Annotated in this window: 27 protein-coding genes; 21 read left to right on the plus strand and 6 right to left on the minus strand. The window is 73.4% G+C overall.

From position 1 onward, the window contains the following. The first annotated feature begins 54 nt into the window (after positions 1-54). Positions 55-660, plus strand: a complete 606-nt coding sequence (locus DZA62_RS19360) for an SseB family protein (protein ID WP_157987772.1) — start codon at positions 55-57, stop codon at positions 658-660. A 76-nt stretch (positions 661-736) separates the two neighbouring features. Here the strand turns inward: DZA62_RS19360 and DZA62_RS19365 are convergent, their stop codons facing one another. Continuing rightward, entirely contained in the window at positions 737-1,084 is a 348-nt protein-coding gene (locus DZA62_RS19365; protein ID WP_116950550.1) for a DUF1844 domain-containing protein, read from the minus strand. 225 nt (positions 1,085-1,309) lie between these two features. On the opposite strand from DZA62_RS19365, the gene infC reads away from it, so the two are divergent. The 6 genes from infC to vapC all read left to right on the plus strand — a co-directional run bounded on the left by infC (position 1,310) and on the right by vapC (position 4,248). Then, positions 1,310-2,029: a translation initiation factor IF-3 gene (gene infC / locus DZA62_RS19370; protein ID WP_198663962.1), complete on the plus strand. Its 720-nt coding sequence runs from the start codon at positions 1,310-1,312 to the stop codon at positions 2,027-2,029. A gap of 19 nt (positions 2,030-2,048) precedes the next feature. Beyond that, positions 2,049-2,243: a 50S ribosomal protein L35 gene (gene rpmI, locus DZA62_RS19375; protein WP_116950552.1), complete on the plus strand. Its 195-nt coding sequence runs from the start codon at positions 2,049-2,051 to the stop codon at positions 2,241-2,243. Positions 2,244-2,301: 58 nt separating this feature from the next. Next, positions 2,302-2,682: a 50S ribosomal protein L20 gene (rplT, locus tag DZA62_RS19380; protein ID WP_116950553.1), complete on the plus strand. Its 381-nt coding sequence runs from the start codon at positions 2,302-2,304 to the stop codon at positions 2,680-2,682. A gap of 133 nt (positions 2,683-2,815) precedes the next feature. Then, positions 2,816-3,625 carry a TrmH family RNA methyltransferase gene (locus tag DZA62_RS19385; RefSeq protein ID WP_116950554.1) on the plus strand — a complete coding sequence of 270 codons (810 nt, stop codon included), beginning with the start codon at positions 2,816-2,818 and terminating at the stop codon, positions 3,623-3,625. 15 nt (positions 3,626-3,640) lie between these two features. Beyond that, positions 3,641-3,853 (plus strand): type II toxin-antitoxin system VapB family antitoxin, encoded by a 213-nt coding sequence (locus DZA62_RS19390; RefSeq protein WP_116950555.1) that lies wholly within the window; start codon positions 3,641-3,643, stop codon positions 3,851-3,853. Further along, the gene (gene vapC, locus DZA62_RS19395; protein WP_116950556.1) at positions 3,850-4,248 is read left to right on the plus strand and encodes a type II toxin-antitoxin system VapC family toxin; all 399 of its coding nucleotides are present in this window, start codon (positions 3,850-3,852) and stop codon (positions 4,246-4,248) included. Before DZA62_RS19390 ends, vapC begins: the two co-directional genes overlap by 4 nt. Before the next feature lie 4 nt (positions 4,249-4,252). On the opposite strand, the gene DZA62_RS19400 is transcribed toward vapC, so the two are convergent. Next, on the minus strand, positions 4,253-5,098 hold the full coding sequence (locus DZA62_RS19400) for a TIGR03619 family F420-dependent LLM class oxidoreductase (RefSeq protein WP_116950557.1): 846 nt from the start codon (positions 5,096-5,098) through the stop codon (positions 4,253-4,255). Between the two features lie 35 nt (positions 5,099-5,133). Between DZA62_RS19400 and DZA62_RS19405 the strand changes: the two genes are divergently transcribed. The 5 genes from DZA62_RS19405 (at position 5,134) to DZA62_RS19425 (ending at position 10,701) form a co-directional block, all read left to right on the plus strand. Beyond that, on the plus strand, positions 5,134-5,649 hold the full coding sequence (locus tag DZA62_RS19405; protein ID WP_116950558.1) for a PPOX class F420-dependent oxidoreductase: 516 nt from the start codon (positions 5,134-5,136) through the stop codon (positions 5,647-5,649). Beyond that, positions 5,649-6,188, plus strand: coding sequence for an MOSC domain-containing protein (locus DZA62_RS19410; RefSeq protein ID WP_116950559.1), 540 nt, complete (start codon positions 5,649-5,651; stop codon positions 6,186-6,188). The genes DZA62_RS19405 and DZA62_RS19410 overlap by 1 nt, the downstream gene beginning before the upstream one ends. An 84-nt stretch (positions 6,189-6,272) precedes the next feature. Further along, on the plus strand, positions 6,273-7,391 hold the full coding sequence (pheS, locus tag DZA62_RS19415) for a phenylalanine--tRNA ligase subunit alpha (protein WP_116950560.1): 1,119 nt from the start codon (positions 6,273-6,275) through the stop codon (positions 7,389-7,391). Next, positions 7,391-9,883 carry a phenylalanine--tRNA ligase subunit beta gene (gene pheT, locus DZA62_RS19420; protein ID WP_116950561.1) on the plus strand — a complete coding sequence of 831 codons (2,493 nt, stop codon included), beginning with the start codon at positions 7,391-7,393 and terminating at the stop codon, positions 9,881-9,883. The genes pheS and pheT overlap by 1 nt, the downstream gene beginning before the upstream one ends. Continuing rightward, positions 9,883-10,701, plus strand: coding sequence for an SDR family NAD(P)-dependent oxidoreductase (locus DZA62_RS19425; protein ID WP_116950562.1), 819 nt, complete (start codon positions 9,883-9,885; stop codon positions 10,699-10,701). The genes pheT and DZA62_RS19425 overlap by 1 nt, the downstream gene beginning before the upstream one ends. A gap of 108 nt (positions 10,702-10,809) precedes the next feature. On the opposite strand, the gene DZA62_RS19430 is transcribed toward DZA62_RS19425, so the two are convergent. Then, positions 10,810-11,787, minus strand: coding sequence for a protein kinase family protein (locus DZA62_RS19430; RefSeq protein WP_198663963.1), 978 nt, complete (start codon positions 11,785-11,787; stop codon positions 10,810-10,812). Between the two features lie 61 nt (positions 11,788-11,848). Between DZA62_RS19430 and argC the strand changes: the two genes are divergently transcribed. The 9 genes from argC to DZA62_RS19475 are packed head-to-tail and all read left to right on the plus strand — an operon-like array spanning position 11,849 to position 19,890. Next, positions 11,849-12,889: an N-acetyl-gamma-glutamyl-phosphate reductase gene (argC, locus tag DZA62_RS19435; protein ID WP_116950563.1), complete on the plus strand. Its 1,041-nt coding sequence runs from the start codon at positions 11,849-11,851 to the stop codon at positions 12,887-12,889. Continuing rightward, on the plus strand, positions 12,886-14,046 hold the full coding sequence (gene argJ, locus DZA62_RS19440) for a bifunctional glutamate N-acetyltransferase/amino-acid acetyltransferase ArgJ (RefSeq protein ID WP_116950564.1): 1,161 nt from the start codon (positions 12,886-12,888) through the stop codon (positions 14,044-14,046). The genes argC and argJ overlap by 4 nt, the downstream gene beginning before the upstream one ends. Further along, on the plus strand, positions 14,043-14,924 hold the full coding sequence (gene argB, locus DZA62_RS19445; protein ID WP_116950565.1) for an acetylglutamate kinase: 882 nt from the start codon (positions 14,043-14,045) through the stop codon (positions 14,922-14,924). The genes argJ and argB overlap by 4 nt, the downstream gene beginning before the upstream one ends. Beyond that, positions 14,921-16,228, plus strand: a complete 1,308-nt coding sequence (locus DZA62_RS19450) for an acetylornithine transaminase (RefSeq protein WP_116950566.1) — start codon at positions 14,921-14,923, stop codon at positions 16,226-16,228. Before argB ends, DZA62_RS19450 begins: the two co-directional genes overlap by 4 nt. Next, positions 16,225-17,157, plus strand: coding sequence for an ornithine carbamoyltransferase (argF, locus tag DZA62_RS19455; RefSeq protein WP_116950567.1), 933 nt, complete (start codon positions 16,225-16,227; stop codon positions 17,155-17,157). Before DZA62_RS19450 ends, argF begins: the two co-directional genes overlap by 4 nt. Further along, positions 17,154-17,669, plus strand: a complete 516-nt coding sequence (locus DZA62_RS19460; protein WP_198663964.1) for an arginine repressor — start codon at positions 17,154-17,156, stop codon at positions 17,667-17,669. Before argF ends, DZA62_RS19460 begins: the two co-directional genes overlap by 4 nt. Continuing rightward, positions 17,666-17,965 (plus strand): argininosuccinate synthase, encoded by a 300-nt coding sequence (locus DZA62_RS19465; protein WP_116950568.1) that lies wholly within the window; start codon positions 17,666-17,668, stop codon positions 17,963-17,965. The genes DZA62_RS19460 and DZA62_RS19465 overlap by 4 nt, the downstream gene beginning before the upstream one ends. Positions 17,966-17,975: 10 nt before the next feature. Beyond that, positions 17,976-19,376 carry an argininosuccinate lyase gene (gene argH, locus DZA62_RS19470; RefSeq protein ID WP_116950569.1) on the plus strand — a complete coding sequence of 467 codons (1,401 nt, stop codon included), beginning with the start codon at positions 17,976-17,978 and terminating at the stop codon, positions 19,374-19,376. Between the two features lie 10 nt (positions 19,377-19,386). Further along, positions 19,387-19,890 carry an O-acetyl-ADP-ribose deacetylase gene (locus DZA62_RS19475; protein ID WP_116950570.1) on the plus strand — a complete coding sequence of 168 codons (504 nt, stop codon included), beginning with the start codon at positions 19,387-19,389 and terminating at the stop codon, positions 19,888-19,890. Positions 19,891-20,368: 478 nt separating this feature from the next. On the opposite strand, the gene DZA62_RS19480 is transcribed toward DZA62_RS19475, so the two are convergent. The 3 genes from DZA62_RS19480 to DZA62_RS19490 all read right to left on the minus strand — a co-directional run bounded on the left by DZA62_RS19480 (position 20,369) and on the right by DZA62_RS19490 (position 22,542). Further along, complete coding sequence (locus DZA62_RS19480) at positions 20,369-21,109, minus strand: class I SAM-dependent methyltransferase (protein ID WP_116950571.1); 741 nt, start codon at positions 21,107-21,109, stop codon at positions 20,369-20,371. After that, positions 21,093-21,512 carry an MmcQ/YjbR family DNA-binding protein gene (locus tag DZA62_RS19485; RefSeq protein ID WP_116950572.1) on the minus strand — a complete coding sequence of 140 codons (420 nt, stop codon included), beginning with the start codon at positions 21,510-21,512 and terminating at the stop codon, positions 21,093-21,095. Before DZA62_RS19485 ends, DZA62_RS19480 begins: the two co-directional genes overlap by 17 nt. Before the next feature lie 568 nt (positions 21,513-22,080). Next, positions 22,081-22,542, minus strand: coding sequence for a hypothetical protein (locus tag DZA62_RS19490; protein ID WP_116950573.1), 462 nt, complete (start codon positions 22,540-22,542; stop codon positions 22,081-22,083). Between the last annotated feature and the right edge of the window lie 3 nt (positions 22,543-22,545).

Consider the following 22,545-nt stretch of genomic DNA (forward strand, 5'->3'; position numbering starts at 1 on the left):
CAATACCCGCGCTCGGATGGCGCTTCGGCCACGAGCGGGCTATGGTCGCGGCCCGTGACCGCTGTGCCCCGACGCCGCGTGCCGTCCACGCCTTTCGGCGACGACGGCGGCTCGGCCGACCCCCGCATCGTGGCCGCGCTGGCCGCGTACGAGCGGGGTGAGGGTGGTTCCGCCGACGTGCTCGCCGCACTGGCCGCCGGCCGGCTGCTGATCCCCGTCGTCGCGGTCCCCGAGTCGGTCGACGCCACCGGCGCGGAGAAGGAGACCGCCATGGCGACGGTCCTCACCACCGGCCGCGACGGCCGTCGCGGACTGCTCGCGTTCACCTGCGTCGAGTCGATGCAACGCTGGAATCCGGCCGCCCGCCCGTCGCCGGTGCCCACCCGCAGCGCCGCCGAGGCCGCCCTCGCCGACGGTGCCGACGCCCTCGTCATCGACCTCGCCGGTCCCATCATGTTCGCCGTCGACGCCGCCGACCTGCGGTCCCTGGCCTCCGGCTGGCGTCCGCTCGGTCCCTGGCCCGGCGTCGAGGGAGCCGAGCCGGCGGTCAGGGCGGCGGCCCGTTCCGAGGCTGGTGGGGGAGCGGCTCGCATCCGCAGCACGGGCGGCCGCGTCTGGCGCCGCGTCCGGCGCCGGGTGCGCCGCGCCTTCATCGGCTGACGCCGCCGGGCTCCCATGATCATCAATGATCCAACCACCCAGAGTGGGTTGGATCATTGATGATCATGGGAGCGGGCTAGGAGTAGACGGGTCCGGTGTACTTCTCGCCGGGCCCCTCGCCGACGGCGTCGGGCATGGGCGACGCCTCGCGGAAGGCGAGCTGCAGCGTCTTGAGCCCGTCCTTCAAGGGCCCGGCGTGGTGCGTGCCCAGCGAGGGGGCGGCGGCGGTGATCAGGCCGGCCAGCGCCTCGATCAGTGACCGCGCCTCGTCGAGGTCGCGGTGGTCGGGCAGGTCTTCGGCCAGGCCGAGATGAACGGCGGCGGCGCTCATGAGGTGGACGGCGGCCGTGGAGATGACCTCGACGGCGGGGACGTCGGCGATGTCGCGACCGGCTTGGGCGGCGATGTGATCAGGCGTGCTCATTCATGGTAGGCTCTCACACCGACCGGACCGTCTGACTCGAACCCTCGGGTGAGGCGGCCAGCAAGCGGAGACCTCTCCCACCCGCAACGATCGCACCAGATCGTCGGGTTCCCTGGTCAGGGCGTCCACTGGGCGCCCTTGTAGTCGTGGTTCAGGAATGTACCGCGACGCCGATGGGTTGGCCTCTGCGTGCACGTTCGCGGAGGCCATTCGTGTTTCCGCGGCGTGGTCGAGGTACCACCCCGTCGAATTCAGGAGGAAGGCATCAGCGCAGAGCCCCGCATCAACGACCGGATCCGCGTTTCGGAGGTCCGGCTCGTCGGCCCCAACGGTGAGCAGGTGGGCATCGTCCGCATCGAGGACGCGCTCCGGCTTGCGGCGGAGGCCGACCTCGACCTGGTCGAGGTCGCGCCCGGCGCCCGGCCGCCGGTGGCCAAGCTCATGGACTACGGCAAGTTCAAGTACGAGTCCGCCATGAAGGAGCGCGCGGCTCGCCGGAACCAGTCGCACGTCCTGATCAAGGAGCAGAAGCTCCGACCCAAGATCGACAAGCACGACTACGAGACCAAGAAGCGCGCTGTCGAGCGCTTCCTGGCCGAGGGTGACAAGGTCAAGGTCACCATCATGTTCCGCGGCCGTGAGCAGTCGCGACCGGAACTGGGCTTCCGGCTGCTGCAGCGGCTGGCCGAGGACGTCACCGAGCTTGGCTTCGTCGAGTCGTCGCCGAAGCAGGACGGCCGCAACATGATCATGGTGTTGGGGCCGCACAAGAAGAAGGCCGACGCCAAGGCCGAGAAGGAAGCGGCGAAGGTCGAGCGGCAGCACCAGCGGGAAGTCGACGAAGAGGCCGAGCGCGCCGAGCGTGCTGCGGGCCGTGCGGCCGCCGAGGCCGAGAAGGCCCAGCGGCCGGAGATCGACCGGCCCACCCCTGACAACGAAGACTGACGAGGAGACAGACGGCGCCATGCCGAAGAACAAGACGCACAGCGGCACGAGCAAGCGGTTCCGGATCACCGGGAGCGGGAAGGTGCTGCGCCAGAAGGCGAACCGCCGCCACTACCTGGAGCACAAGCCGTCCACCCTGACGCGGAAGCTCGCCGGCACCACCGAGGTGGCCAAGCCGGACCAGGCTCGCATCAAGAAGCTGCTCGGCAAGTAAGCGGCGACCGTCCAGTTCATCCTTCGGCCCCATCGGCCGAATTCAGCAAGGAGTACCAGTGGCACGCGTGAAGCGGGCGGCCAACGCCCACAAGAAGCGCCGTGAGACCCTCGAGCGGGCCAGCGGCTACCGGGGTCAGCGCTCCCGGATGTACCGGAAGGCGAAGGAGCAGGTCACTCACTCGCTCGTCTACGCCTACCGCGACCGTAAGCAGCGCAAGGGCGACTTCCGGCAGCTGTGGATCACGCGCATCAACGCGGCCTCCCGTGCCGAGGGCCTGACGTACAACCGCTTCATCCAGGGCCTGCGGCTGGCCGAGGTCGATGTCGACCGCAAGATGCTGGCCGACATCGCGGTGAACGACCCGGGTGCGTTCAAGGCCCTGGTCGAGGTCGCGCGCGCCGCGCTGCCCGCGGACCGCAACGCGCCGGCGGCCTGAGCGTCGTCCGTTCGTCCGTCGAGACCGGGCCTGCGTCGGCAGGCCCGGTCTTCGTCTGTCCGGTGATGATGTGCTCTGGCGGTCGCAGGGTGACCGCCAGGGATCATGATCACCGGAAGATCCTGGAGACCCGATGCTGACCGAACGGTCCGGGCGGGTGCGTGAGGCGCACAAGCTGCTGCGCCGCCCCGCCCGCGAGAAGGCGGGGCTCTTCCTCGCCGAGGGGCCGCAGGCGGTGCGCGAGGCGGTCGCGGCCGGGCCGGGCCGGACGGTGGAGCTGTTCGCGACGGCGACGGCGGCGGCCCGGTGGGCGCCGATCGTCGCGGCCGCCGAGAAGGCCGGCGTCGCGGTGCACGCGGCCGACGACGCCGCGCTGGCCGCCCTGTCGGAGACGGTGACGCCGCAGGGGCTGGTCGCGGTGTGCCGGTCGCTGACGATGGACCTCGCGGGCGCGCTGGCCGGGGCGCCGCGGCTGGTCGCCGTCCTCGCCGAGGCCCGCGACCCCGGCAACGCCGGCACGGTCATCCGGTGCGCCGACGCGGCCGGTGCCGACGCCGTCGTGCTCACGCACGGCTCGGCCGACCCGCAGGGCGGCAAGGCCGTGCGGGCGTCGGCGGGCAGCGTCTTCCATCTGCCGGTGGTGTCCGGCGTGCCGGCGGCGGACGCGGTGGCGGCGCTGCGCGAGCGCGGGCTGACGGTGCTGGCGGCCGACGGCGCCGGCTCGCTCGACCTCGACGGCGCCGAGGACGACGGCCTGCTGGCCGGCCCGGTGGCGTGGCTGTTCGGCAATGAGGCGTGGGGCCTGCCGGACGACGTCGCCGCGCTCGCCGACCACGTCGTCCGGGTCCCGATCTATGGCCGCGCCGAGAGCCTCAACCTCGCCACCGCCGCCGCCGTCTGCCTGTACGGCTCCGCTCGCGCCCGCCGCCGCGCCGGTCGCTAGGTGTATCATTGGTGTATGACGCGCACCAACATCGAACTCGACGACGAACTCGTCGGCGAGGTGATGCGGCGATACGGAGTCGCGACCAAGCGTGAGGCGGTCGATCTCGCGCTGCGCCGCCTCGTCGGCGTGCCGTTGACGAAGGACTTCCTGCTGGGGCTGCGCGGCGTCGGTTGGGGCGCCGATCTGGACGAGCTGCGGTCGGCCGATTCCACTGCGACCGGATGATCCTCGTCGACACGTCGGCCTGGATCGACTACCTCCGGGCAGCTGATACGCCGGCGGCCAGGGAGCTCACGGCCCTGATCCAGCGAGGCGCCGAGGTGTGCACGACCGAGCCGGTGATCATGGAGCTGCTCGCAGGCGCCGACACGCCCGCGCGCGCGGACGCGCTGGAGAGGCTCACGAACGGACTGCCAGTACTGGGTGTCGACCCGAGGCTGGACTTCAGGCAGGCATCGGCGATCTACCTGGCGGTGCGCCGTCAGGGCCGGACCGTGCGCAGTCTCGTCGACTGCCTGATTGCGGCCATCGCGCTGCGGCACGACGTCGCGCTGCTGCACAAGGACGCCGACTACGACGCCATCGCCGCCTGCTTGCCGTTGCGCGCCCACCCGGTGTGACCCGTCACCCGAACGCGGCCGTGAACTCCTCCATCCGCTCGCCGAAGCCGTCATGGTCGCCGAACCAGACGGCGACGGAGTCGGCACCGGCCGCGGCGAGCCGGTGCACGGACTCCACGGCCGCGGCCAGCTCGTTCCGCCCGCCGGCCCACTCGATGCGGGTGCTCGCCCGCAGCGGCTGCCCGGCCAGCGGCCCGGCGGCGCGCAGCTCCCGCAGGGTAGCCAGCCGCGACGCGAACCCGCCCGCGTCGAGGGCGAACGCGTGCCACTCGTCGGCCACCGCCGCCGCCCGGCGCAGCGCGGCGTCGGTGGTGCCGCCCACCGCGATCGGCAACGGGGTCAGCGGCCGCGGCTCGAACACGCCGCGCTCGAACCCGAAGCGAGGGCCGTCGTACGAGGTCGCCCCGGAGAACAGCGCGCGCATCAACCGCACGGCGTCCTCGACGTAGCCGCCGCGTCCGGCGTAGTCGGCGCCGACGGCGTCGAACTCGGACCGCACCCACCCGGCCCCGACGGCGAGCGTCAGCCGCCCGCCGGACAGCCGGTGCACCGTCGCCGCCTGCTTGGCGACGAGGAACGGGTCGCGCAGCGGCAGCACCAGCACCGACATGCCGAGCTGGATCCGCTCGGTCGCGGCCGCGAGGAACGCCAGCGTGGTCAGCGGCTCGTAGACGCCGCCGAACTCCGCACCGTACGGAGCCGGCGGCAGCAGGTGGTCGGGCAGCAGGACGGCGCCGTAGCCGAGCCGTTCGGCCTGGGTCGCGAGGTCGGTCAGCCGGCCGGGTTCCATGGCCGGCGACTCGTCGGGCAGGACGACCCGCAGGTCGGTCTCGGTGAGGTCGGTGAGCATGCGTCGAGACTACGCATGCCGCTTAAGGTGGCCTCATGCCGAACATCGCCACGAACACCACCGTCGATCTCGCCGGGCTGCTCGAGTTCGTCCGGCCGCGCCACCACGGCATCGTCATCACCACCCGTGCCGACGGTGGCCCGCAGGCCTCGCCGGTCACCTGCGGCGTCGACGACTCCGGCCGCATCGTCGTCTCCACGTACCCGGATCGAGCGAAGGCGAGCAACGTCCGGCACCGCCCGCACGCCAGCATCGTCGTGCTGTCCGACGACTTCGGCGGCGCGTGGGTGCAGGTCGACGGGCCGGCCGAGATCATCGACCTGCCCGACTCCGTCGAGCCGCTGATCGAGTACTACCGCAACGTCGCCGGCGAGCACGAGGACTGGGACGGCTACCGCGAGGCCATGCACCGGCAGGGCAAGTCGCTGCTGCGCATCACGCCGCAGCGGTGGGGCCCCATCGCGACCGGCGGATTCCCGCCACACCTCGTCCCGGACGAGGAGCAGAACGGCCACGGCCACGGCCACGGTCACGACGACCACGAGCATTGATGGCGGAGGTCACGGCGGTCAGCTCCAGCGCCACGCACAGTTTCGGCAAGCCGAACCGGCCGGCGATCACGCTGCTGGCCGGGCTCGGCGTCGAGGGCGACGCGCACTCCGGGGCGACGGTGAAGCACCGCTCCCGGGTGCGACGCGACCCCAGCCGGCCGAACCTGCGCCAGGTGCATCTCGTCCACGCCGAACTGCACGCCGAGCTGGCCGCCGCCGGGTTCGACGTCGACGCCGGCCAGCTCGGCGAGAACGTCACCACCCGCGGCGTCGACCTGCTCGGCCTGCCGACGGGGACCCGGCTGCGGCTGGGCGCCGACGCCGTCGTCGAGGTCACCGGGCTGCGCAACCCGTGCTACCAGATCGACGACTTCCAGCCCGGCCTGCTGAAGCAGGTCGTCGGGCGCGACACCGGTGGCGAGATCGTCCGCAAGGCCGGCGTCATGGCGATCGTGCTGGTGGGCGGCGAGGTGCGGCCGGGCGACGCGATCGTCGTCGAGGCGCCGCCGCAACCGCACAGCCCGCTCGTCCCCGTCTGACCACCGCACGGAACCCGGGCGCACGCACGGTCTCGCGGGTCGTAGACTCGCGGGGTTGCGACCACGCGTGAGTAGACGAGGAAGATGTCCGCGCCCAACAGCGACTACGACCCAGTCCAGGTGACCCCGCTCGACGCCGACCAGGTGGCGGCGATGGTGTCCGATGCCCTCGCCGCCTTCGCCGAGGCCGGCGATCTCGACGCGCTGAAGGAGGCCCGGCTCGCGCACACCGGCGATCGGTCGCCGCTGGCGCTGGCCAATCGCGAGATCGGCGCGCTGCCGCCCCAGGCACGCAAGGAGGCCGGTCAGCGCGTCGGCACCGCCCGCCGCGACGTCGGCGCCGCGCTGGCCGAGCGCCAGGCCGTGCTCGAGGCCGAGCGCGACGAGCGGGTGCTGGTCGACGAGGCCGTCGACGTCACGCTGCCGTGGGACCGCGCGCCGCGGGGCGCCAGGCACCCGCTGACGACCATCCAGGAGCGGGTCGCCGACGTCTTCGTCGCCATGGGCTGGGAGGTCGCCGAGGGCCCCGAGGTCGAGGCCGAGTGGCTCAACTTCGACGCGCTCAACATCGGCCCGGACCACCCGGCGCGCACCATGCAGGACACCTTCTGGGTCGAGGCGGGGGGTTCCGAGGACTCCGGGCTGGTGCTGCGCACGCACACGTCGCCGGTGCAGGCGCGCACCATGTTGTCGCGCACACCGCCCATCTACGTCATCTGTCCCGGCCGCACGTTCCGTACCGACGAGCTCGACGCCACGCACACGCCGGTGTTCAGCCAGGTCGAGGGGCTGGCCGTCGACGAGGGCCTGACCATGGCACACCTCAAGGGCACGCTCGACCACTTCGCGTCGTCGATGTTCGGCGACGGCATCACCACCCGGCTGCGCCCGTCGTACTTCCCGTTCACCGAGCCCAGCGCCGAGATGGACCTGCAGTGCTTCGTCTGCCGCGGCGCGTCGGTGGGCGATCCCGACCACCCGTGCCGCACCTGCGGCTCCGAGGGCTGGATCGAGTGGGGCGGCTGCGGCATGGTCAACCCGCGGGTGCTGATCGCCTGCGGCATCGACCCCGAGCGGTACACCGGCTTCGCGTTCGGCATGGGCCTGGAGCGCACGCTGATGTTCCGGCACGGCGTCGAGGACATGCACGACATGGTCGAGGGCGACGTCCGGTTCGCCGCGGCCTTCGGGATGGAGATCTGATGCGCGTCCCCCTGAGCTGGCTGCGCGACTTCGCGGCGCTGCCCGCCGACGTCAGCCCGCGCGAGGTCGCGACCCGCCTGATCCGGGCCGGCCTCGAGGTCGAGACCGTCGACGAGGCGGGCGCCGACATCAGCGGCCCGCTGGTGGCCGGGCGGGTGCTCGAGTTCACCAGCGAGCCGCAGAAGAACGGCAAGACCATCCGCTGGTGCTCGGTCGACGTCGGTGAGGCCGAGCCGCGCGGCATCGTCTGCGGCGCGCACAACTTCGCCGCCGGCGACCTCGTCGTGGTGTCGCTGCCCGGCGCGGTGCTGCCCGGCGGCTTCGCCATCACCGCGCGCAAGACGTACGGGCACGTGTCCGACGGCATGATCTGCTCGGTCCGCGAGCTGGGCATCGGCGACGACCACGCCGGCATCCTGGTGCTGCAGCCCGGCGAGGCGGAGCCGGGCGACGACGCGATCGAGCTGCTGAGGCTGCGCGACGACGTCCTCGACATCGCCGTCACGCCCGACCGCGGTTACTGCCTGTCCGTCCGCGGCGTGGCCCGCGAGGCGGCTACCGCCTATGGAGTCGCATTCACCGACCCGGGCGTGCGCGACGACGTCGACACCACCGGCGACGACGGCTACCCGGTGCGGGTCGAGGACACCGAGCGGTGCCCGGTGTTCGCCGCCCGCACGGTCACCGGCTTCGACCCGTCCGCCCCGAGCCCGCGCTGGCTGCAGCGACGCGTCCAGCTGGCCGGCATGCGGCCCATCTCGCTGGCCGTCGACATCACCAACTACGTCATGCTCGAGCTGGGCCAGCCGATCCACGGCTACGACCGCGACGCGCTGCGCGGCGCCATCGTCGTCCGGCGGGCGGTGGCGGGGGAGAAGCTGACGACGCTCGACGGCACGGTCCGCGCGCTCGACCCCGACGACCTGCTGATCACCGACGACTCCGGGCCGATCGGCCTGGCCGGCGTCATGGGCGGCGGGTCGACCGAGCTCAGCGACGCGACCACGGCAGTCGTCGTCGAGGCGGCGCACTTCGAGCCCACCGGCATCGCCCGCACTGCGCGCCGGCACAAGCTGCCCAGCGAGGCGTCCAAGCGGTTCGAGCGAGGCGTCGACCCCGCCCTGCCCGCGGTGGCGGCGCAGCGGGTGGTCGACCTGCTGGTGTCGCTGGGCGGCGCCACGCAGGAGCCCGGGCTGACGGTGGCCGGGTCGGTGCCCGAGCCCGCGGTCATCGAGATCCCGGCCGGCCTGCCCGCCCGGGTCGTCGGCGTCGACTGCCCGGCCGACGAGGTGACGTCGCTGCTCACGGCCGTGGGCGCGCGCGTCTCCGACGCCGGCGGAGAACGGATCGCCGTCGCTCCACCCACCTGGAGGCCCGACCTCACCGACCCGTACGACCTGGTCGAGGAGGTGGCCCGGCTGCACGGCTACGACGCGGTGCCGTCGGTGCTGCCGGTCGCCCCGGCCGGACGCGGCATCACGGCGGCGCAGCGGCTGCGCCGCCGGGTCGAGCGTGCCGTCGCGGCGGCCGGCTACGTCGAGGCGCCGTCGTACCCGTTCGTCGGCGAGGCCGACTTCGACGCGCTCGGCTTCCCGGCCGACGACGCGCGGCGGGTCGCGCTGCGGCTGGCCAACCCGATCTCCGAGGAGCAGCCGCTGCTGCGCACCACGCTGCTGCCCGGCCTGCTGGCCACGCTGCGCCGCAACGTCGGCCGCGGCACTACCGACGTCGCCGTCTACGAGGCCGGGCTGGTCTACCGGCCGGAGCCCGGGCCGCTGCCCGTGCCGCCGCGGCTGCCGGTCGACCGCCGGCCCACCGACGACGAACTGGCCGCGCTGCTCGCCGCGGTGCCGTCGCAGCCGCGACGCATCGCCGTCGCCCTGGCCGGCGAGCGCGAGCCGGCCGGCTGGTGGGGCGCGGGCCGCCCGGCGGGCTGGGCCGACGCCGTCGAGGCCGCACGGGTCGTCGCCCGGGCCGCGGGAGTCACACTGCGGGCCGAGCGCGACGAGCACGCGCCCTGGCACCCGGGGCGCTGCGCCGCGTTGTACGTCGGCGAGACGCTGGTCGGGCACGCCGGCGAGCTGCACCCGCGGGTCGTCGCGACGCTCGGGCTGCCGGCCCGCACCAGCGCGATGGAGCTGGAACTCGACCGCGTCTTCCCCGGCGGAGTGACCGAGGAGCCCGTGCCGGCACCGTCGGTCTCGACGTTCCCGATCGCCACCCAGGACGTCGCGCTCGTCGTCGACCTCGCCGTCCCGGCCGCCGACGTCGAGGACGCGCTGCGGTCCGCCGCAGGCGAGCTGCTGGAGTCGGTGCGGCTGTTCGACGTGTTCACCGGCGCGCAGGTCGGTGAGGGGAAGAAGTCGCTGGCCTACGCGCTGCGGTTCCGCGCACCCGACCGCACGCTCACCGTCGAGGAGACCACGGCCGCCCGCGACGCCGCCGTGGCCGCGGCCGCCGAGCGCACCGGCGCGGTCCTGCGCGGTACCTGATGGCCGGCGGCACGCCTGCGGCACGGACGGCGCTGATCACCGGCGCCAGCCGCGGAATCGGCCGCGCCATCGCCGTCGGGCTGGCCGAACGCGGCGTCTCCGTCGGCCTGGTCGCCCGCCACCGCGACCGTCTGGACGAGGTCGTCGCGCAGTGCCGCTCGCACGGTGTGGCGGCGGTCGGCGTCACGGCCGACGTCACCGACCACGCCGACGTCGTCGAGATGGTGAAGGCGGTGGCGGGCAGCCTCGACCGCATCGATCTGCTGGTCAACAACGCGGGCGTCATCGAGACGGTCGAGCGGTCGTTCCTCGACACCGACGTCGAGGACAGCTGGCGCGTCGTCGAGGTCAACGTGCGCGGCCCACTGCTGGTCACGCATGCGGCGCTGCCGGTCATGCTCGCCGGCGGCGGCGGGCGCATCGTCAACATGAACAGCGGTCTGGGCTACCGGGCGGCGGAGATCTACACGGGGTACGCCGTCTCGAAGGGCGCGCTGGCCCGGTTCACCGGGCTGCTCGACCTGCAGTACCGGTCGCGAGGAGTGCGCGCGTTCGACCTCGCGCCCGGCCACGTCGAGACCGAGATGACGACGGCCATGCCGATGCACGAGGGCCGGACGGAGTGGACGGCGCCCGAGGCCGTGGTCGACCTGGTCGCCGCCATCGGCGACGGCGTTCTGGACGACCTCGGCGGACGGTTCTTCCGGGCCGGTTCCGACACCCCCGGCTCGCTGCTGACCTTGCGCGACGACATCCTGGCGCACGACGCCCGGACGCTCCGGCTGCCCACCGCCGGCCCCGACGACCCGCTGCGCTGACACCCGCCCGCCGACCCCCGTTGATCGTGGAGTTGTTCGGGGATCTACCGGACATTCCGGCCCACGAGTGCCGAACTTCTCCAAGATCAACGGGGAGGGTCGGGTCGGTCAGTCCCAGCCGGTGCGTCGGCGCACCCACGCGAGCGTGGTCGCGTGCTGCGCCCGCTGGAACGCCCGCACCGTCGGCAGCCCGGGCGGGGCCGGCCGCCGGCCGGTCGCGCCGAAGAAGCCCGCGAACCCGGTCAGCACCGCCGTGACGTGCCATGGGTCGACCTGCGCCAGCAGCGGGTGATCGGCCAAGTAGGGCTCGGGGTCGTGACCGTGGAACGCGGCGTTCTTCAGCAGCATGAGCGAGTCGATCCAGGCGGCGCCGCGGAACGCCCACGGCCAGTCCACGAACCACACACCCGACGCCGAGAGCAGCACGTTGTCCGCCCGCAGGTCGTAGTGGACCAGGGTGTCGCCATCGACGACGTCGAGCGCCGACGCGGCCAGGTCGGCCAGCCGGTCGAGGTGCCGGCGCTCCCACGGATCCAGATCGCCGGGCGCGTCGGCCGCCAGCGACCGATAGCCCAGCATCGGCTCGCTCATCTCGTCGCGCGCGAGCCGCGGCGACGGCACCGGGCACGGCGTCAGCGACCGCGACAGCTCCGTCACCGCGCCGACCACCAGCGCCAACTCGTCGGGCCGCCACGGCTCGTGCGGCATGCGTCCGTCGACCTCGTCGAAGACCAGCGCGACCCAGTCGCCGTCGTCGTAGCTGCCGCGCAGCCGCGGGACCCGCGCCGCGGCGGGCAGGGCTGCCGCCACGACCGCCTCGCGCCGGTGGATGTCCGGCGAGTCCGGATTGAGCGGCGTGCCGACCGCCTTGACGAACGCGCGGCTGCCGTCGGCGCAGCGCACCCGCGCGGCCAGGCCGGGGGAGAAGCCGCCCGGCTGGTTGACAGCCTCGACCACCGGCGAGCCGAGCATGTCGTCGACGCCGGCGCGGACGCCTGCGGGCAGCGACTCCCAGGTCGCGCGGACTCCGGACGCGGTGACGGGCGGCATCACGCCATGCTCGCCGACGCCCGCGACCCGGCGCACGTGAATTAGCGTGACGGCAACCACGTTGCATGAATTTGCGGAACTCTGCATACTCATTCGCATGGGAGCGACTGTGGCGATCGCGGGAGCGAGCGGCTATGCGGGCGGCGAGCTGCTGCGCCTGCTGCTCGCGCACCCCGAACTCGGCGTGGGGACGGTGACGGCGCACTCGAAGGCGGGCGACCGTCTCACCGCCCACCACCCGCAGCTGATCGAACTGGCCGACCGGATCCTGGAGCCGACGACGGCCGAGACGCTGGCCGGGCACGACGTGGTGATCCTGGCGCTGCCGCACGGCGCGTCGGCCGAGATCGCCGCGCAGCTGCCCGACGACGTGCTCGTGCTGGACTGCGGCGCCGACCACCGCCTCACCGACGCCGCGGCGTGGCAGACGTTCTACGGCACCGAGCACGCCGGCAGCTGGCCGTACGGTCTGCCGGAGCTGGTCCACGCCGACGGGCACAAACAGCGCGACGCGCTGCCGGGCGCCAGGCGGATCGCGGTCCCCGGCTGCAACGTCACCGCCGTGACGCTCGCGCTGGCGCCCGGCCTCGCCGCCGGCGTCGTGGCGCCCGACGACATCGTCGCGGTGCTGGCCTGCGGCCCGTCCGGCGCCGGCAAGTCGCTCAAGCCGCACCTGCTGGCCAGCGAGATCCTCGGCGCGGCCAGCCCGTACGCCGTCGGCGGGGTGCACCGGCACATCCCGGAGATCCAGCAGAACCTCCAGCTGGCCGGTGGCGCGCCGGTGACGCTCTCGTTCACGCCGACCCTGGTCCCGATGAGCCGTGGCATCCTCGCGACGGTGACGGCGAAGCTCACCGGCGACGCCGCCGGCGTGCGGGCCGCGTGGGAGCGCGCCTACGCCGACGAGCCGTTCGTCCACCTGCTGCCGGAGGGACAGTGGCCCACCACGGCCGCCGTCCTCGGCGCCAACACCGCGCACGTCCAGGTGACGATCGACGAGGCCGCGGGCCGGCTGGTCGCGGTCGCCGCCATCGACAACCTCACCAAGGGCACTGCGGGCGCGGCCGTCCAGTCGGCCAACCTCGCGCTCGGGCTGCCTGAGACACTCGGCCTGCCGACGACGGGGGTGGCGCCGTGAGCGTCACCGCAGCGGCCGGCTTCCGGGCCGCCGGCGTCGTCGCCGGTCTGAAGCCCAGCGGCAAGTCCGACGTCGCGCTCGTCGTCAACGATGGACCGCAGCACAGTGCCGCCGCCGTGTTCACGTCGAACCGGTGCAAGGCCAACCCGGTGCTGTGGAGCGAGCGGACCATCATTGATGGGACACTGCGGGCGGTCATTTTGAACTCCGGCGGCGCCAACTGCTACAACGGCCCCGAGGGGTTCCAGACCACGCACGCCAGCGCCGAACTGGTCGCGGAGCTGACCGGCGGCCAGGCCTTCGACGTCGCCGTCTGCTCCACCGGGCTGATCGGCCAGCCGCTGGACCGGCCGATCCTCGAGAAGGGTATCCGCGCCGCCCATGTCGCGCTGTCGCCCGACGGCGGCCCCGCCGCGGCCGAGGCGATCATGACCACCGACACCGTGGCGAAGCAGGCGGTCGCCACCGGCGCGGACGGCTGGGTCGTCGGCGGCATGGCCAAGGGCGCCGGCATGCTGGCGCCCGCGCTGGCCACCATGCTGGTCGTCATCACCACCGACGCCGTCGCCGATGCCGCGACGCTCGACGCCGCGCTGCGCGCCGCCACGAGGTCCACCTTCGACCGGCTCGACACCGACGGCTGCATGTCCACCAACGACACCGTCGCGCTGCTGGCCAGCGGCGCGTCCGGCGTCTCGCCGACGGCCGCGGAGCTCACCGAGGCGGTCACCGCCGTCTGCGCCGACCTCGCGAAGCAGCTCTGGCACGACGCCGAGGGCGCGCACCACGACATCGCCATCGAGGTCACCGGCGCGGCCGGCGAGGACGACGCCGTCGAGGTCGCCCGCGCCGTCGCCCGCAGCAACCTGTTCAAGGCCGCGGTCTTCGGCAACGACCCGAACTGGGGCCGGGTGCTGGCCGCCGTCGGCACCACGCAGGCGGCGTTCGAGCCGGAGAAGATCGACATCTCGATGAACGGGGTGAAGGTCTGCCGGGCCGGCGGGACGCAGTTCGGCGAGCCCTCGTCGTCGGTCGACCTGTCGGGACGCGACGTGCACGTACTCGTCGAGCTGAACGCGGGCTCGTCCGCCGCGACGATCCTGACCAGCGACCTCACGCACGACTACGTGCACGAGAACTCGGCGTACTCGACATGACGGCCATCGCGAACGGAGCGCTCGCCAAGGCCGGCGTGCTGGTCGAGGCGCTGCCGTGGCTGAAGCGGTTCCACGGCAGGATCGTCGTCGTGAAGTACGGCGGCAACGCGATGATCGACGACGACCTCAAGCGGGCGTTCGCCGACGACATCGTCTTCCTCCGGCTGGCCGGGCTGAAGCCGGTGGTCGTGCACGGCGGCGGGCCGCAGATCAGCGCCATGCTGGACCGCCTCGGCATCGAGAGCGAGTTCCGCGGCGGCCTGCGGGTCACCACGCCCGAGGCGATGGACGTCGTCCGCATGGTGCTGGTCGGCCAGGTCGGCCGCGAGATCGTCGGGCTGATGAACACGCACGGCCCGCTCGCGGTCGGGCTGTCGGGCGAGGACGCGGGCCTGTTCACGGCGCGGCGGCACTCGGCGGTCGTCGACGGCGAGCCGGTCGACATCGGGCTGGTGGGCGACGTCGCCGAGGTCAACGCCGACGCCGTCCGCGATCTCATCGACGCCGGGCGCATCCCCGTCGTGTCGTCGGTCGCGCCCGACGCCGACGGTGTCGTCCACAACGTCAACGCCGACACCGCCGCGGCCGCGCTGGCGGTCGAGCTGGGCGCCGAGAAGCTGGTCGTGCTGACCGACGTGGAAGGGCTGTACCGGAACTTTCCGGTCGACGACGACATCGTCCAGGAGATCACCGCCGGCGAGCTGACGACGCTGCTGCCGTCGTTGTCGTCCGGCATGATCCCGAAGATGCAGGCGTGCCTGCGCGCGGTGGAGGGCGGGGTGCCGGAGGCGACGATCATCGACGGCCGGGTCCCGAACTCGCTCTTGCTGGAAGTGTTCACCGATGAAGGCGTGGGAACGATGGTGATCCCCTCATGACGTACCAAGCCGAGGTCTCCGCGCTGGTCCCCGGGCTCAGCGAGGACGCGTTCGCGGCCAGCAACAACGCCGCCTGGACCGCGCGCTACGGCCAGTCGCTGATGAACACGTTCGGCAGCCCGCAGCGCGTCCTCGTCCGCGGCGAGGGCTGCTACGTGTGGGACGCCGACGGGCGCCGCTACCTCGACCTGCTCGGCGGGCTGGCGGTGAACTCGCTGGGTCACGCGCACCCGCTGCTGGTGTCCGCCGTCACCGCGCAGCTGGCCACGCTCGGGCACGTGTCGAACTTCTTCGCCACCGCGCCGCAGATCGCGCTGGCCGAGCGGCTGCTCGCGCTGCTCGACGTGCCGGCCGGGGGCGGCCGGGTGTTCTTCGCCAACTCCGGCGCCGAGGCGAACGAGGCCGCGTTCAAGATCGCCCGGCGGACCGGCCGGCCGAACGTCGTCGCGGCCGAGGGCGGGTTCCACGGCCGGACGATGGGCGCGCTGGCGCTGACCGGCAAGCCCGCCATCCGGCAGCCGTTCGAGCCGCTGCCCGCCGGGGTGACGTTCGTGCCCTACGGCGACGCCGAGGCGCTGGCCGCGGCCGTCGACGGCGACACCGCGGCGGTGTTCCTCGAGCCCGTGCAGGGGGAGGGCGGCGTCGTCCCGGCGCCGGCCGGCTACCTGGCGGCGGCCCGCGAGATCACCGAGCGGGCCGGGACACTGCTGGTCGTCGACGAGATCCAGACGGGCATCGGCCGCTGCGGCGACTGGTTCGCGCACACCGCCGAGGGCATCGTGCCCGACGTCGTCACCGTCGCGAAGGGCCTGGGCGGAGGCTTCCCGATCGGCGCCTGCATCGGCCTCGGCCGGGCCGCCGACCTGCTCGGACCCGGTGCGCACGGCACCACCTTCGGCGGCAACCCGGTCGCGTCCGCCGCCGGGCTGGCCGTGCTGCACGCCGTCGAGCGCGACGGCCTGCTGGACAACGCCCGAGCCGTCGGCGCACACCTGCGTGCCGAGGTGCTGGCGCTGGGTCACCCGCTGGTCCGCGGCGTGCGAGGTCGCGGGCTGCTGCTCGGCATCGAGCTGGCGGCGCCACCGTCCGAAGCACGCTTCTCAGCTGAGGGCGCGAATGTCACAGTAGCGGCTTCCGTAGCCTCCGCGGCGCTCGGCGCGGGCATCATCGTCAACGCCGTCACGCCCGATACGATCCGGCTCGCACCGCCGCTGATCCTCGACATCGCGCAGGCCGACGAGTTCCTGGCGGCGCTGCCGTCACTGCTCGACGCCGTCGGGACCGCCCCGAAGGAGAACCGATGACCCGGCACTTCCTCCGCGACGACGACCTGTCGCCCGCCGAGTACCTGCAGGTGCTCGACCTCGCCGACGAGTTCAAGGCGGACCGCTTCGCCCACCGGCCGCTGGACGGCCCGCGCGCGGTCGCCGTGATCTTCGACAAGCCGTCCACCCGCACGCGTGTCTCGTTCAGCGTCGGTGTCGCGGAGCTGGGTGGGTACCCGCTGGTCATCGACGCGCAGACGTCGCAGCTGGGCCGCGGCGAGCCGATCGCCGACACCGCGCGGGTGCTGGACCGCCAGTGCGCCGCGATCGTCTGGCGGACGTTCGCGCAGCAGCGCATCGACGACATGGCCGCGGCGTCCGCCGTCCCCGTCGTCAACGCGCTCACCGACGACTACCACCCGTGCCAGCTGCTGGCCGACCTGCAGACCGTCCGCCAGCGCAAGGGCGCGCTGGCCGGGCTGACGCTGACCTACGCCGGCGACGGCGCGAACAACATGGCGCACTCGTACCTGCTGGCGGGCGCACTCGTCGGCATGCACGTGCGGGTCGCGTCGCCGGCCGGCTACGCGCCGTCGGCCGCCGTGCTGGAGCGGGCGGCGGCCGTCGCGGCGCGCACCGGCGGATCGGTCGCGCACGTCACCGACCCCGCCGACGCGTTCGCCGGCGCCGACGTGCTTGCCACCGACACCTGGGTGTCGATGGGACAGGAATCGGAAGCGGGCGACCGCGAGGCGCCGTTCGTCCCGTTCGCGCTCACCCGCGACGCGGTGCGGGCGGCCGCGCCCGAGGCGATCGTCCTGCACTGCCTGCCCGCCTACCGGGGCAAGGAGATCGCCGCCGACGTCATCGACGGCCCGGCCAGCGCCGTGTGGGACGAGGCCGAGAACCGGCTGCACGCGCAGAAGGCGCTGCTGACCTGGTTGCTCGCGCAGGAGGCGACGACGTGACGCAGCCGGCCACCCGCGCGGCCCGGCACGGCCGCATCGCCGAGGTCCTGGCGCAGACCCCGATCAGGTCGCAGACGGAGCTGGCCGAGCGGCTGGCCGAGAACGGCATCGAGGTCACCCAGGGGACGCTCTCACGCGACCTCGACGAGCTCGGTGCGGTGAAGATCCGCAACGCCGACGGCTGGCTGGTGTACGCGCTGCCCGGCGAGGGCGGCGACTCCCGGCCGCTGGCCGCATCGAAGTCCGCCGTCGACGCCCGGCTGATCCGGGTGTGCGAGGAGATCCTGATCTCGGCGCGGTCGTCGGCCAACCTGGTGGTGCTGCGGACCCCGCCCGGCGCGGCCCAGTACCTGGCGTCGGCGGTCGACCACGCGGCGCGCGCGGACATCCTGGGCACCATCGCCGGCGACGACACCGTCCTCGTCATCTCGACCGATCCCGAGGGCGGGGCCGCGGTCGCCGCATGGTTCCTCGCTCTCGCCGAGGGCCACGTGCCCCCGCCGCCGCCATGACGCCGGCCGCGTCGTCCTGGCCGGACCAGGTCGCGGTCACCGTCACGTTCGACGCGGGCCGGCCGGTCGCGCTGGACGGCGAGACCGTCACCATGGCCGAAGCGCTGCTGCTGACCGGGCAGCTGGCCCGCGCGCACGGCCTCGTCGACACGGGCACGTCGCTCCTGGCCGCCGGTGCCGCCGTCCTGGCCACGGCCCATCGCGATCTGGCCGCTGGCGCCGTCGGCCCGGTGTCCGGCACCGTGCGGGTGCCGCTGCGACGCGGCGAGACCTGGCAACAACGACAAGTGGCATGACGGAGGATTCGTGAGTAGCAGTGCACTCTGGGGCGGCCGGTTCGAGGGAGGCCCATCGGAGGCCCTGGCCTTGCTCTCCAAGTCGACGCAGTTCGACTGGCGGCTGGCCCCGTACGACATCGCCGGATCGAAGGCCCACGCCGCGGTCCTGCAGCAGGCCGGGCTGCTGACGGCGGCTGAGCTGACGGCGATGGGCGAGGGACTGGACCGGCTGGCCGCCGACGTCGCGTCCGGCGAGTTCGTCCCGGCCGAGGCGGACGAGGACGTGCACACCGCGCTCGAGCGGGGCCTGATCGACCGCGTCGGGCCGGAGCTCGGCGGCAAGCTGCGCGCCGGACGCTCCCGCAACGACCAGGTCGCGACACTGTTCCGGATGTACCTGCGCGAGTCGGCGCGGACGGTGACCGGGCTGCTGCTCGACCTGGTGGACGCGCTGGCCGCACAGGCCGACGCCCAGTTCGGGGTGGCCATGCCGGGCCGCACCCACCTGCAGCACGCCCAGCCCGTCCTGCTGTCGCACCACCTGCTGGCGCACGCCTGGGCGCTGCTGCGCGACGTCGACCGGCTGCGCGACTGGGACCGGCGCACGGACGAGTCGCCGTACGGTTCGGGGGCCCTGGCGGGATCGTCGCTGGGCCTGGACCCGTCGTTCGTCGCGGCTCAGCTGGGATTCTCGTCGTCGGTCGAGAACTCGATCGACGGGACGGCTTCACGCGACTTCGTCGCCGAGGCCGCCTTCGTCTTCGCCATGATCGGCGTCGACGTGTCGCGGATCGCCGAAGAGGTCATCCTGTGGGCGACCAAGGAATTCTCCTTCGTCACCCTCGACGACGCCTGGTCCACGGGGTCGTCGATCATGCCGCAGAAGAAGAACCCGGACATCGCCGAACTGGCTCGCGGCAAGGCCGGCCGGCTGGTCGGCAACCTCGCCGGGCTGCTGACGACGCTGAAGGCGCTGCCGCTCGCGTACAACCGCGACCTGCAGGAGGACAAGGAGCCGGTGTTCGACTCCGTCGACACGCTGACCGTGCTGCTGCCCGCGTTCACCGGCATGGTCGCGACGCTGCGGTTCAACGCCTCGCGCCTCGAAGAGCTCGCCCCGCAGGGGTTCTCGCTGGCCACCGACATCGCGGAGTGGTTGGTGCGCGATGGCGTGCCGTTCCGGTCGGCGCACGAGATCGCGGGGGCGTGCGTGCGGGTGTGCGAGTCGCGGGGCATCGAGCTGTGGGACCTGTCCGACTCCGACCTGGAGTCGATCTCGCCGTCGTTGACGCCGTCGGTCCGGGCCGTGCTGTCGGTGCCGGGTTCGCTGGCGTCGCGGTCGGCGCGCGGCGGGACGGCGCCGGACCGGGTGCGTGAGCAGCTGGACGCCGTCCGGGCCGCCGTGGCGACGGGGCGCGCCTGGGGCTAGGTTCGGCGTCATGGCGCAGGTCGAGGTGGTCCGCGGCGACATCACCCGCGAGCAGGTCGACGCGATCGTCAATGCCGCGAACTCCTCACTGCGCGGCGGTGGCGGAGTCGACGGCGCCATCCACTGGGCCGCGGGACCGAGGCTGAAAGAGGCCGGAGCGGCTCTGGCGCCCTGCCATCCCGGCGACGCGGTCGCCACGCCGGCGTTCGACCTCGACCCGCCGGTGCGGCACGTCATCCACACGGTCGGACCGGTCTGGAAGGGCGGGACGCGCGACGAGGTGGCCGTGCTGGCGTCGTGCTATCGCCGGTCGCTGGAGGTGGCGGACTCGGTCGGGGCACGGTCGGTCGCGTTCCCGGCCATCTCGACCGGCATCTTCGGCTTCCCGCCCGACCAGGCCGCCCGCGTCGCCGTCGACACCGTCCGCGCCGCTGACACGCGGGTGGAGCTGATTCGGCTGGTCGCCTTCGACCGACCGACGTACGACCTGCTCACCGCCGCCCTGGCGACCTGACCGCGGCAGGGCAGCAGAGACCCCGGCGCGGAAACCCAGTGAGAGAAAGCGCGCCGGGGTCTGGCCGGGATCGTCGGTGTGACAGCACCTCCCCGCGGCCACTGACAGCGTATCGCTATTGACGACATCTTGACCAGGTGTCATCCTGACAGGCTAACTACATCGGGAATCCCCCCGGCGTGGTCCAGGAATGGACTACCGGGCGGGCTGTGACAGCGGTTCACCGGTGGTCCCTCGCAAGAGAGGAAACCCGGTGAACAGCGGTAACAGGGACGAACGGACCATGCTGGCCAGGCTTCGGCAGCTGCGCGAGCACACCGAGGTCGTCGGTCAGATCCTGAGGGATCTCTGGCCGGGTCTCGTGGGGACGTTCTCCGTTCTGGGTGTCGCCCTGTACCAGGTCGTCGCGCTGAGGTGGCCGGCGGGCCGCAGGGAGCGAGACGGGGCTGGCGAGAGCAGGCCCTGTTCGTGCGTGGTCTCACCGCGCGACCGCCAGCAGCGAGAACGCGTTCGGCAGCCGCCCGCGCCAAGCCGCCGCGTCTGCGTCGTCCGGACGCCAGAACGGGTCGGGGTACTCGGCGAGGTGACGCAGGTCCAGCCCGGCCGCGACGACCGCCGTCACGATCTCGCCGAGCGTCGCCTGCGACTCCACCGCGCCGCGGGCCGGGAAGCTGTCGTTGACGTGGCTGCGCTCGAAGTAGCCGCGGTCCGGCCGGACCCGCGGCTCGTCGGCGTCCCACGTCCACAGTGGCGCCGCCGGGTGCGCCTCGTAGACGAACAGCGACCCGCCCGGACGCAGCAGCCTGGCCACGTCGCGGGCCCAGACGCGCAGGTCGGGCAGCCAGATCAGCGCGCCCTTGCCGGTGTAGACGAGGTCGGCGCAGCCGTCGCGCAGCGGTGCGCCGGGCAGTTCGCCGACGACGTACCGGCACGGCAGCCCCAGGTCGACGGCCCGCTGCCGCGCCGCCGTGACGGCGACCGCGCTGAAGTCGACCCCGACGACCGACCGCGCGCCGGCTCGCACCAGCGCGGCGTCGTCGAGGCCGTGGCCGCTCTGCAGGTGCACGACCTCCGGCGCCGACGCCAAGGCCGGGCCCAGCAGTTCACGCTCGGCCGGCAGCAGCGTGGCCGTCCGCGCCTGTTCGAGGAGGTCGTCGTACTCGCGGACGTGCTTGAGCGACGCGTCGTCCCAGGCGGCGCGGTTACCGTCCACGGGCACGCAGCCAGGCGGTGACCCGGGCCTTCGAGGCGCGGGCCAGCCACGCGTCCTGGATCTGCTCGGCCAGCTCGGCGCGGGTCAGCTCGCCCAGCCGGCCGGCCCGCACCAGCACCGAGCGGTGCCCGTCGAAGTGCGGCGTCGTGAAGTACGGCGTGCGCGGGTCCTGCACCAGCGCCTCCTTCTCCGCCTCGGACTCCACCCACAGCACGATGACGTCGTCGTACCGCTCACCCGTCTCCGGGTCGACGGCGTCCGGCCGCGGGTTGCGGAAGAAGACGAACGACTTGCCTCCGACCTGGTAGACGGGCCTGTGTTCGGTGCCGGGGTAGACGGTGGCGTAGGGCATCCCCAGCGCCGCCTCGTGCACGTCGGCGACCGTCGCTGGCCGATCGTCGTCAGCCATGGAGCGCAGCCTAGCGCCGGGCCGGCTCCGGCGGGCCGGCTCGGCTCGACCGCGTCGTCGACGAGGCGCCGGCCACCGGGCAGGCAGCCGCCGTTGGCCGCGGCGCGCCTGAGCGCGGCGGCCGAGGTGGTGCGGCCCACGACCCTGGACTCGGCTGCACCGGGTGCGCGGCCACATCGAGATCGCCGACCAGGGCAAGCGCTACGACGACGTCGCCGCCCAGCCGCGGACGACGGACGTGCGGAGGCGGATGGCGCGCCTGAGTCGGCACAGGTGAGCCGGCGCGTCACCGGAGACGGGCGCCGGCCTGCCCGGCACAGCCGCGACGATTGTCGGCACAGACGTCGTCGCGCCCGACCGTGGCGCGTGACTGTGGCGCGTGACTGTGGCGCGTCACCGTGGCGCCCGAACCGTGGCACGTCACCGTGGCGCCCATCCGCCTCGTCCGCCGGGCCCCCGGGCGTCGCGTGATGACGCCGTTGTCGGTGCCCGCCCGTAGGGTGGGACTCCCTCCCAGCCGGGCGGGGACCGTACCCCGGCCGAACCTGCCATCTGCGCCCGGCCACGCTCACAGTGCCGGCACGAAGTCCGGGCCGTCCGGGGTGTCGACGAGCACCCAGCCGAAGCCCGGCAGCCTGACGTCGGTGCGGCCGCCGAACGTGCGCACGAGGGTCGCGACGTCGCCCGCGGGAAGGCGGCCGGCGACGTCGGCGAAGAGCCGCGGCGCGTCGAGGCCCAGCTCCCGTGCGACGTGCAGGTGCGGCGCGAGCCCCACCATGGTGTCGCGCGGGTCGGCCAGGCCCAGCTGCTCGCACACCGCGGCCGCCGTCAGTGCGTCGCGGAGCTGCCCCGCGGACCGGGTGCGCAGCGCGACGACGACCTGCCGCGCGCTGTAGCGGCCCAGCGCCAGCACGGCCGAGCGGCCGAGCCGCGCCAGCACCGCCTCGTCGATGACCGCCGGCAGGTCACGAAGGATCCGTGCGGCAAGGGCGTCATCCTCGCCAGGGACGCGTTCGAGGTTCGGCCGCATGCC

Origin of the sequence: Jiangella endophytica (assembly GCF_003427025.1) — a bacterium.
Lineage (GTDB): Bacteria > Actinomycetota > Actinomycetes > Jiangellales > Jiangellaceae > Jiangella > Jiangella endophytica.

Coding starts and splice junctions, on each gene's coding strand:
- DZA62_RS19475 (WP_116950570.1), top strand. CDS start 19,387: ATGGCGCAGGTCGAGGTGGTCCGCGGCGACATCACCCGCGAGCAGGTC.
- argF (WP_116950567.1), top strand. CDS start 16,225: ATGACCCGGCACTTCCTCCGCGACGACGACCTGTCGCCCGCCGAGTAC.
- pheT (WP_116950561.1), top strand. CDS start 7,391: ATGCGCGTCCCCCTGAGCTGGCTGCGCGACTTCGCGGCGCTGCCCGCC.
- DZA62_RS19400 (WP_116950557.1), bottom strand. CDS start 5,098: ATGCTCACCGACCTCACCGAGACCGACCTGCGGGTCGTCCTGCCCGAC.
- DZA62_RS19485 (WP_116950572.1), bottom strand. CDS start 21,512: ATGGCTGACGACGATCGGCCAGCGACGGTCGCCGACGTGCACGAGGCG.
- rpmI (WP_116950552.1), top strand. CDS start 2,049: ATGCCGAAGAACAAGACGCACAGCGGCACGAGCAAGCGGTTCCGGATC.
- vapC (WP_116950556.1), top strand. CDS start 3,850: ATGATCCTCGTCGACACGTCGGCCTGGATCGACTACCTCCGGGCAGCT.
- DZA62_RS19405 (WP_116950558.1), top strand. CDS start 5,134: ATGCCGAACATCGCCACGAACACCACCGTCGATCTCGCCGGGCTGCTC.
- DZA62_RS19490 (WP_116950573.1), bottom strand. CDS start 22,542: ATGCGGCCGAACCTCGAACGCGTCCCTGGCGAGGATGACGCCCTTGCC.
- pheS (WP_116950560.1), top strand. CDS start 6,273: ATGTCCGCGCCCAACAGCGACTACGACCCAGTCCAGGTGACCCCGCTC.
- DZA62_RS19365 (WP_116950550.1), bottom strand. CDS start 1,084: ATGAGCACGCCTGATCACATCGCCGCCCAAGCCGGTCGCGACATCGCC.
- argB (WP_116950565.1), top strand. CDS start 14,043: ATGACGGCCATCGCGAACGGAGCGCTCGCCAAGGCCGGCGTGCTGGTC.
- DZA62_RS19450 (WP_116950566.1), top strand. CDS start 14,921: ATGACGTACCAAGCCGAGGTCTCCGCGCTGGTCCCCGGGCTCAGCGAG.
- DZA62_RS19385 (WP_116950554.1), top strand. CDS start 2,816: ATGCTGACCGAACGGTCCGGGCGGGTGCGTGAGGCGCACAAGCTGCTG.
- DZA62_RS19410 (WP_116950559.1), top strand. CDS start 5,649: ATGGCGGAGGTCACGGCGGTCAGCTCCAGCGCCACGCACAGTTTCGGC.
- DZA62_RS19465 (WP_116950568.1), top strand. CDS start 17,666: ATGACGCCGGCCGCGTCGTCCTGGCCGGACCAGGTCGCGGTCACCGTC.
- DZA62_RS19390 (WP_116950555.1), top strand. CDS start 3,641: ATGACGCGCACCAACATCGAACTCGACGACGAACTCGTCGGCGAGGTG.
- DZA62_RS19425 (WP_116950562.1), top strand. CDS start 9,883: ATGGCCGGCGGCACGCCTGCGGCACGGACGGCGCTGATCACCGGCGCC.
- argC (WP_116950563.1), top strand. CDS start 11,849: ATGGGAGCGACTGTGGCGATCGCGGGAGCGAGCGGCTATGCGGGCGGC.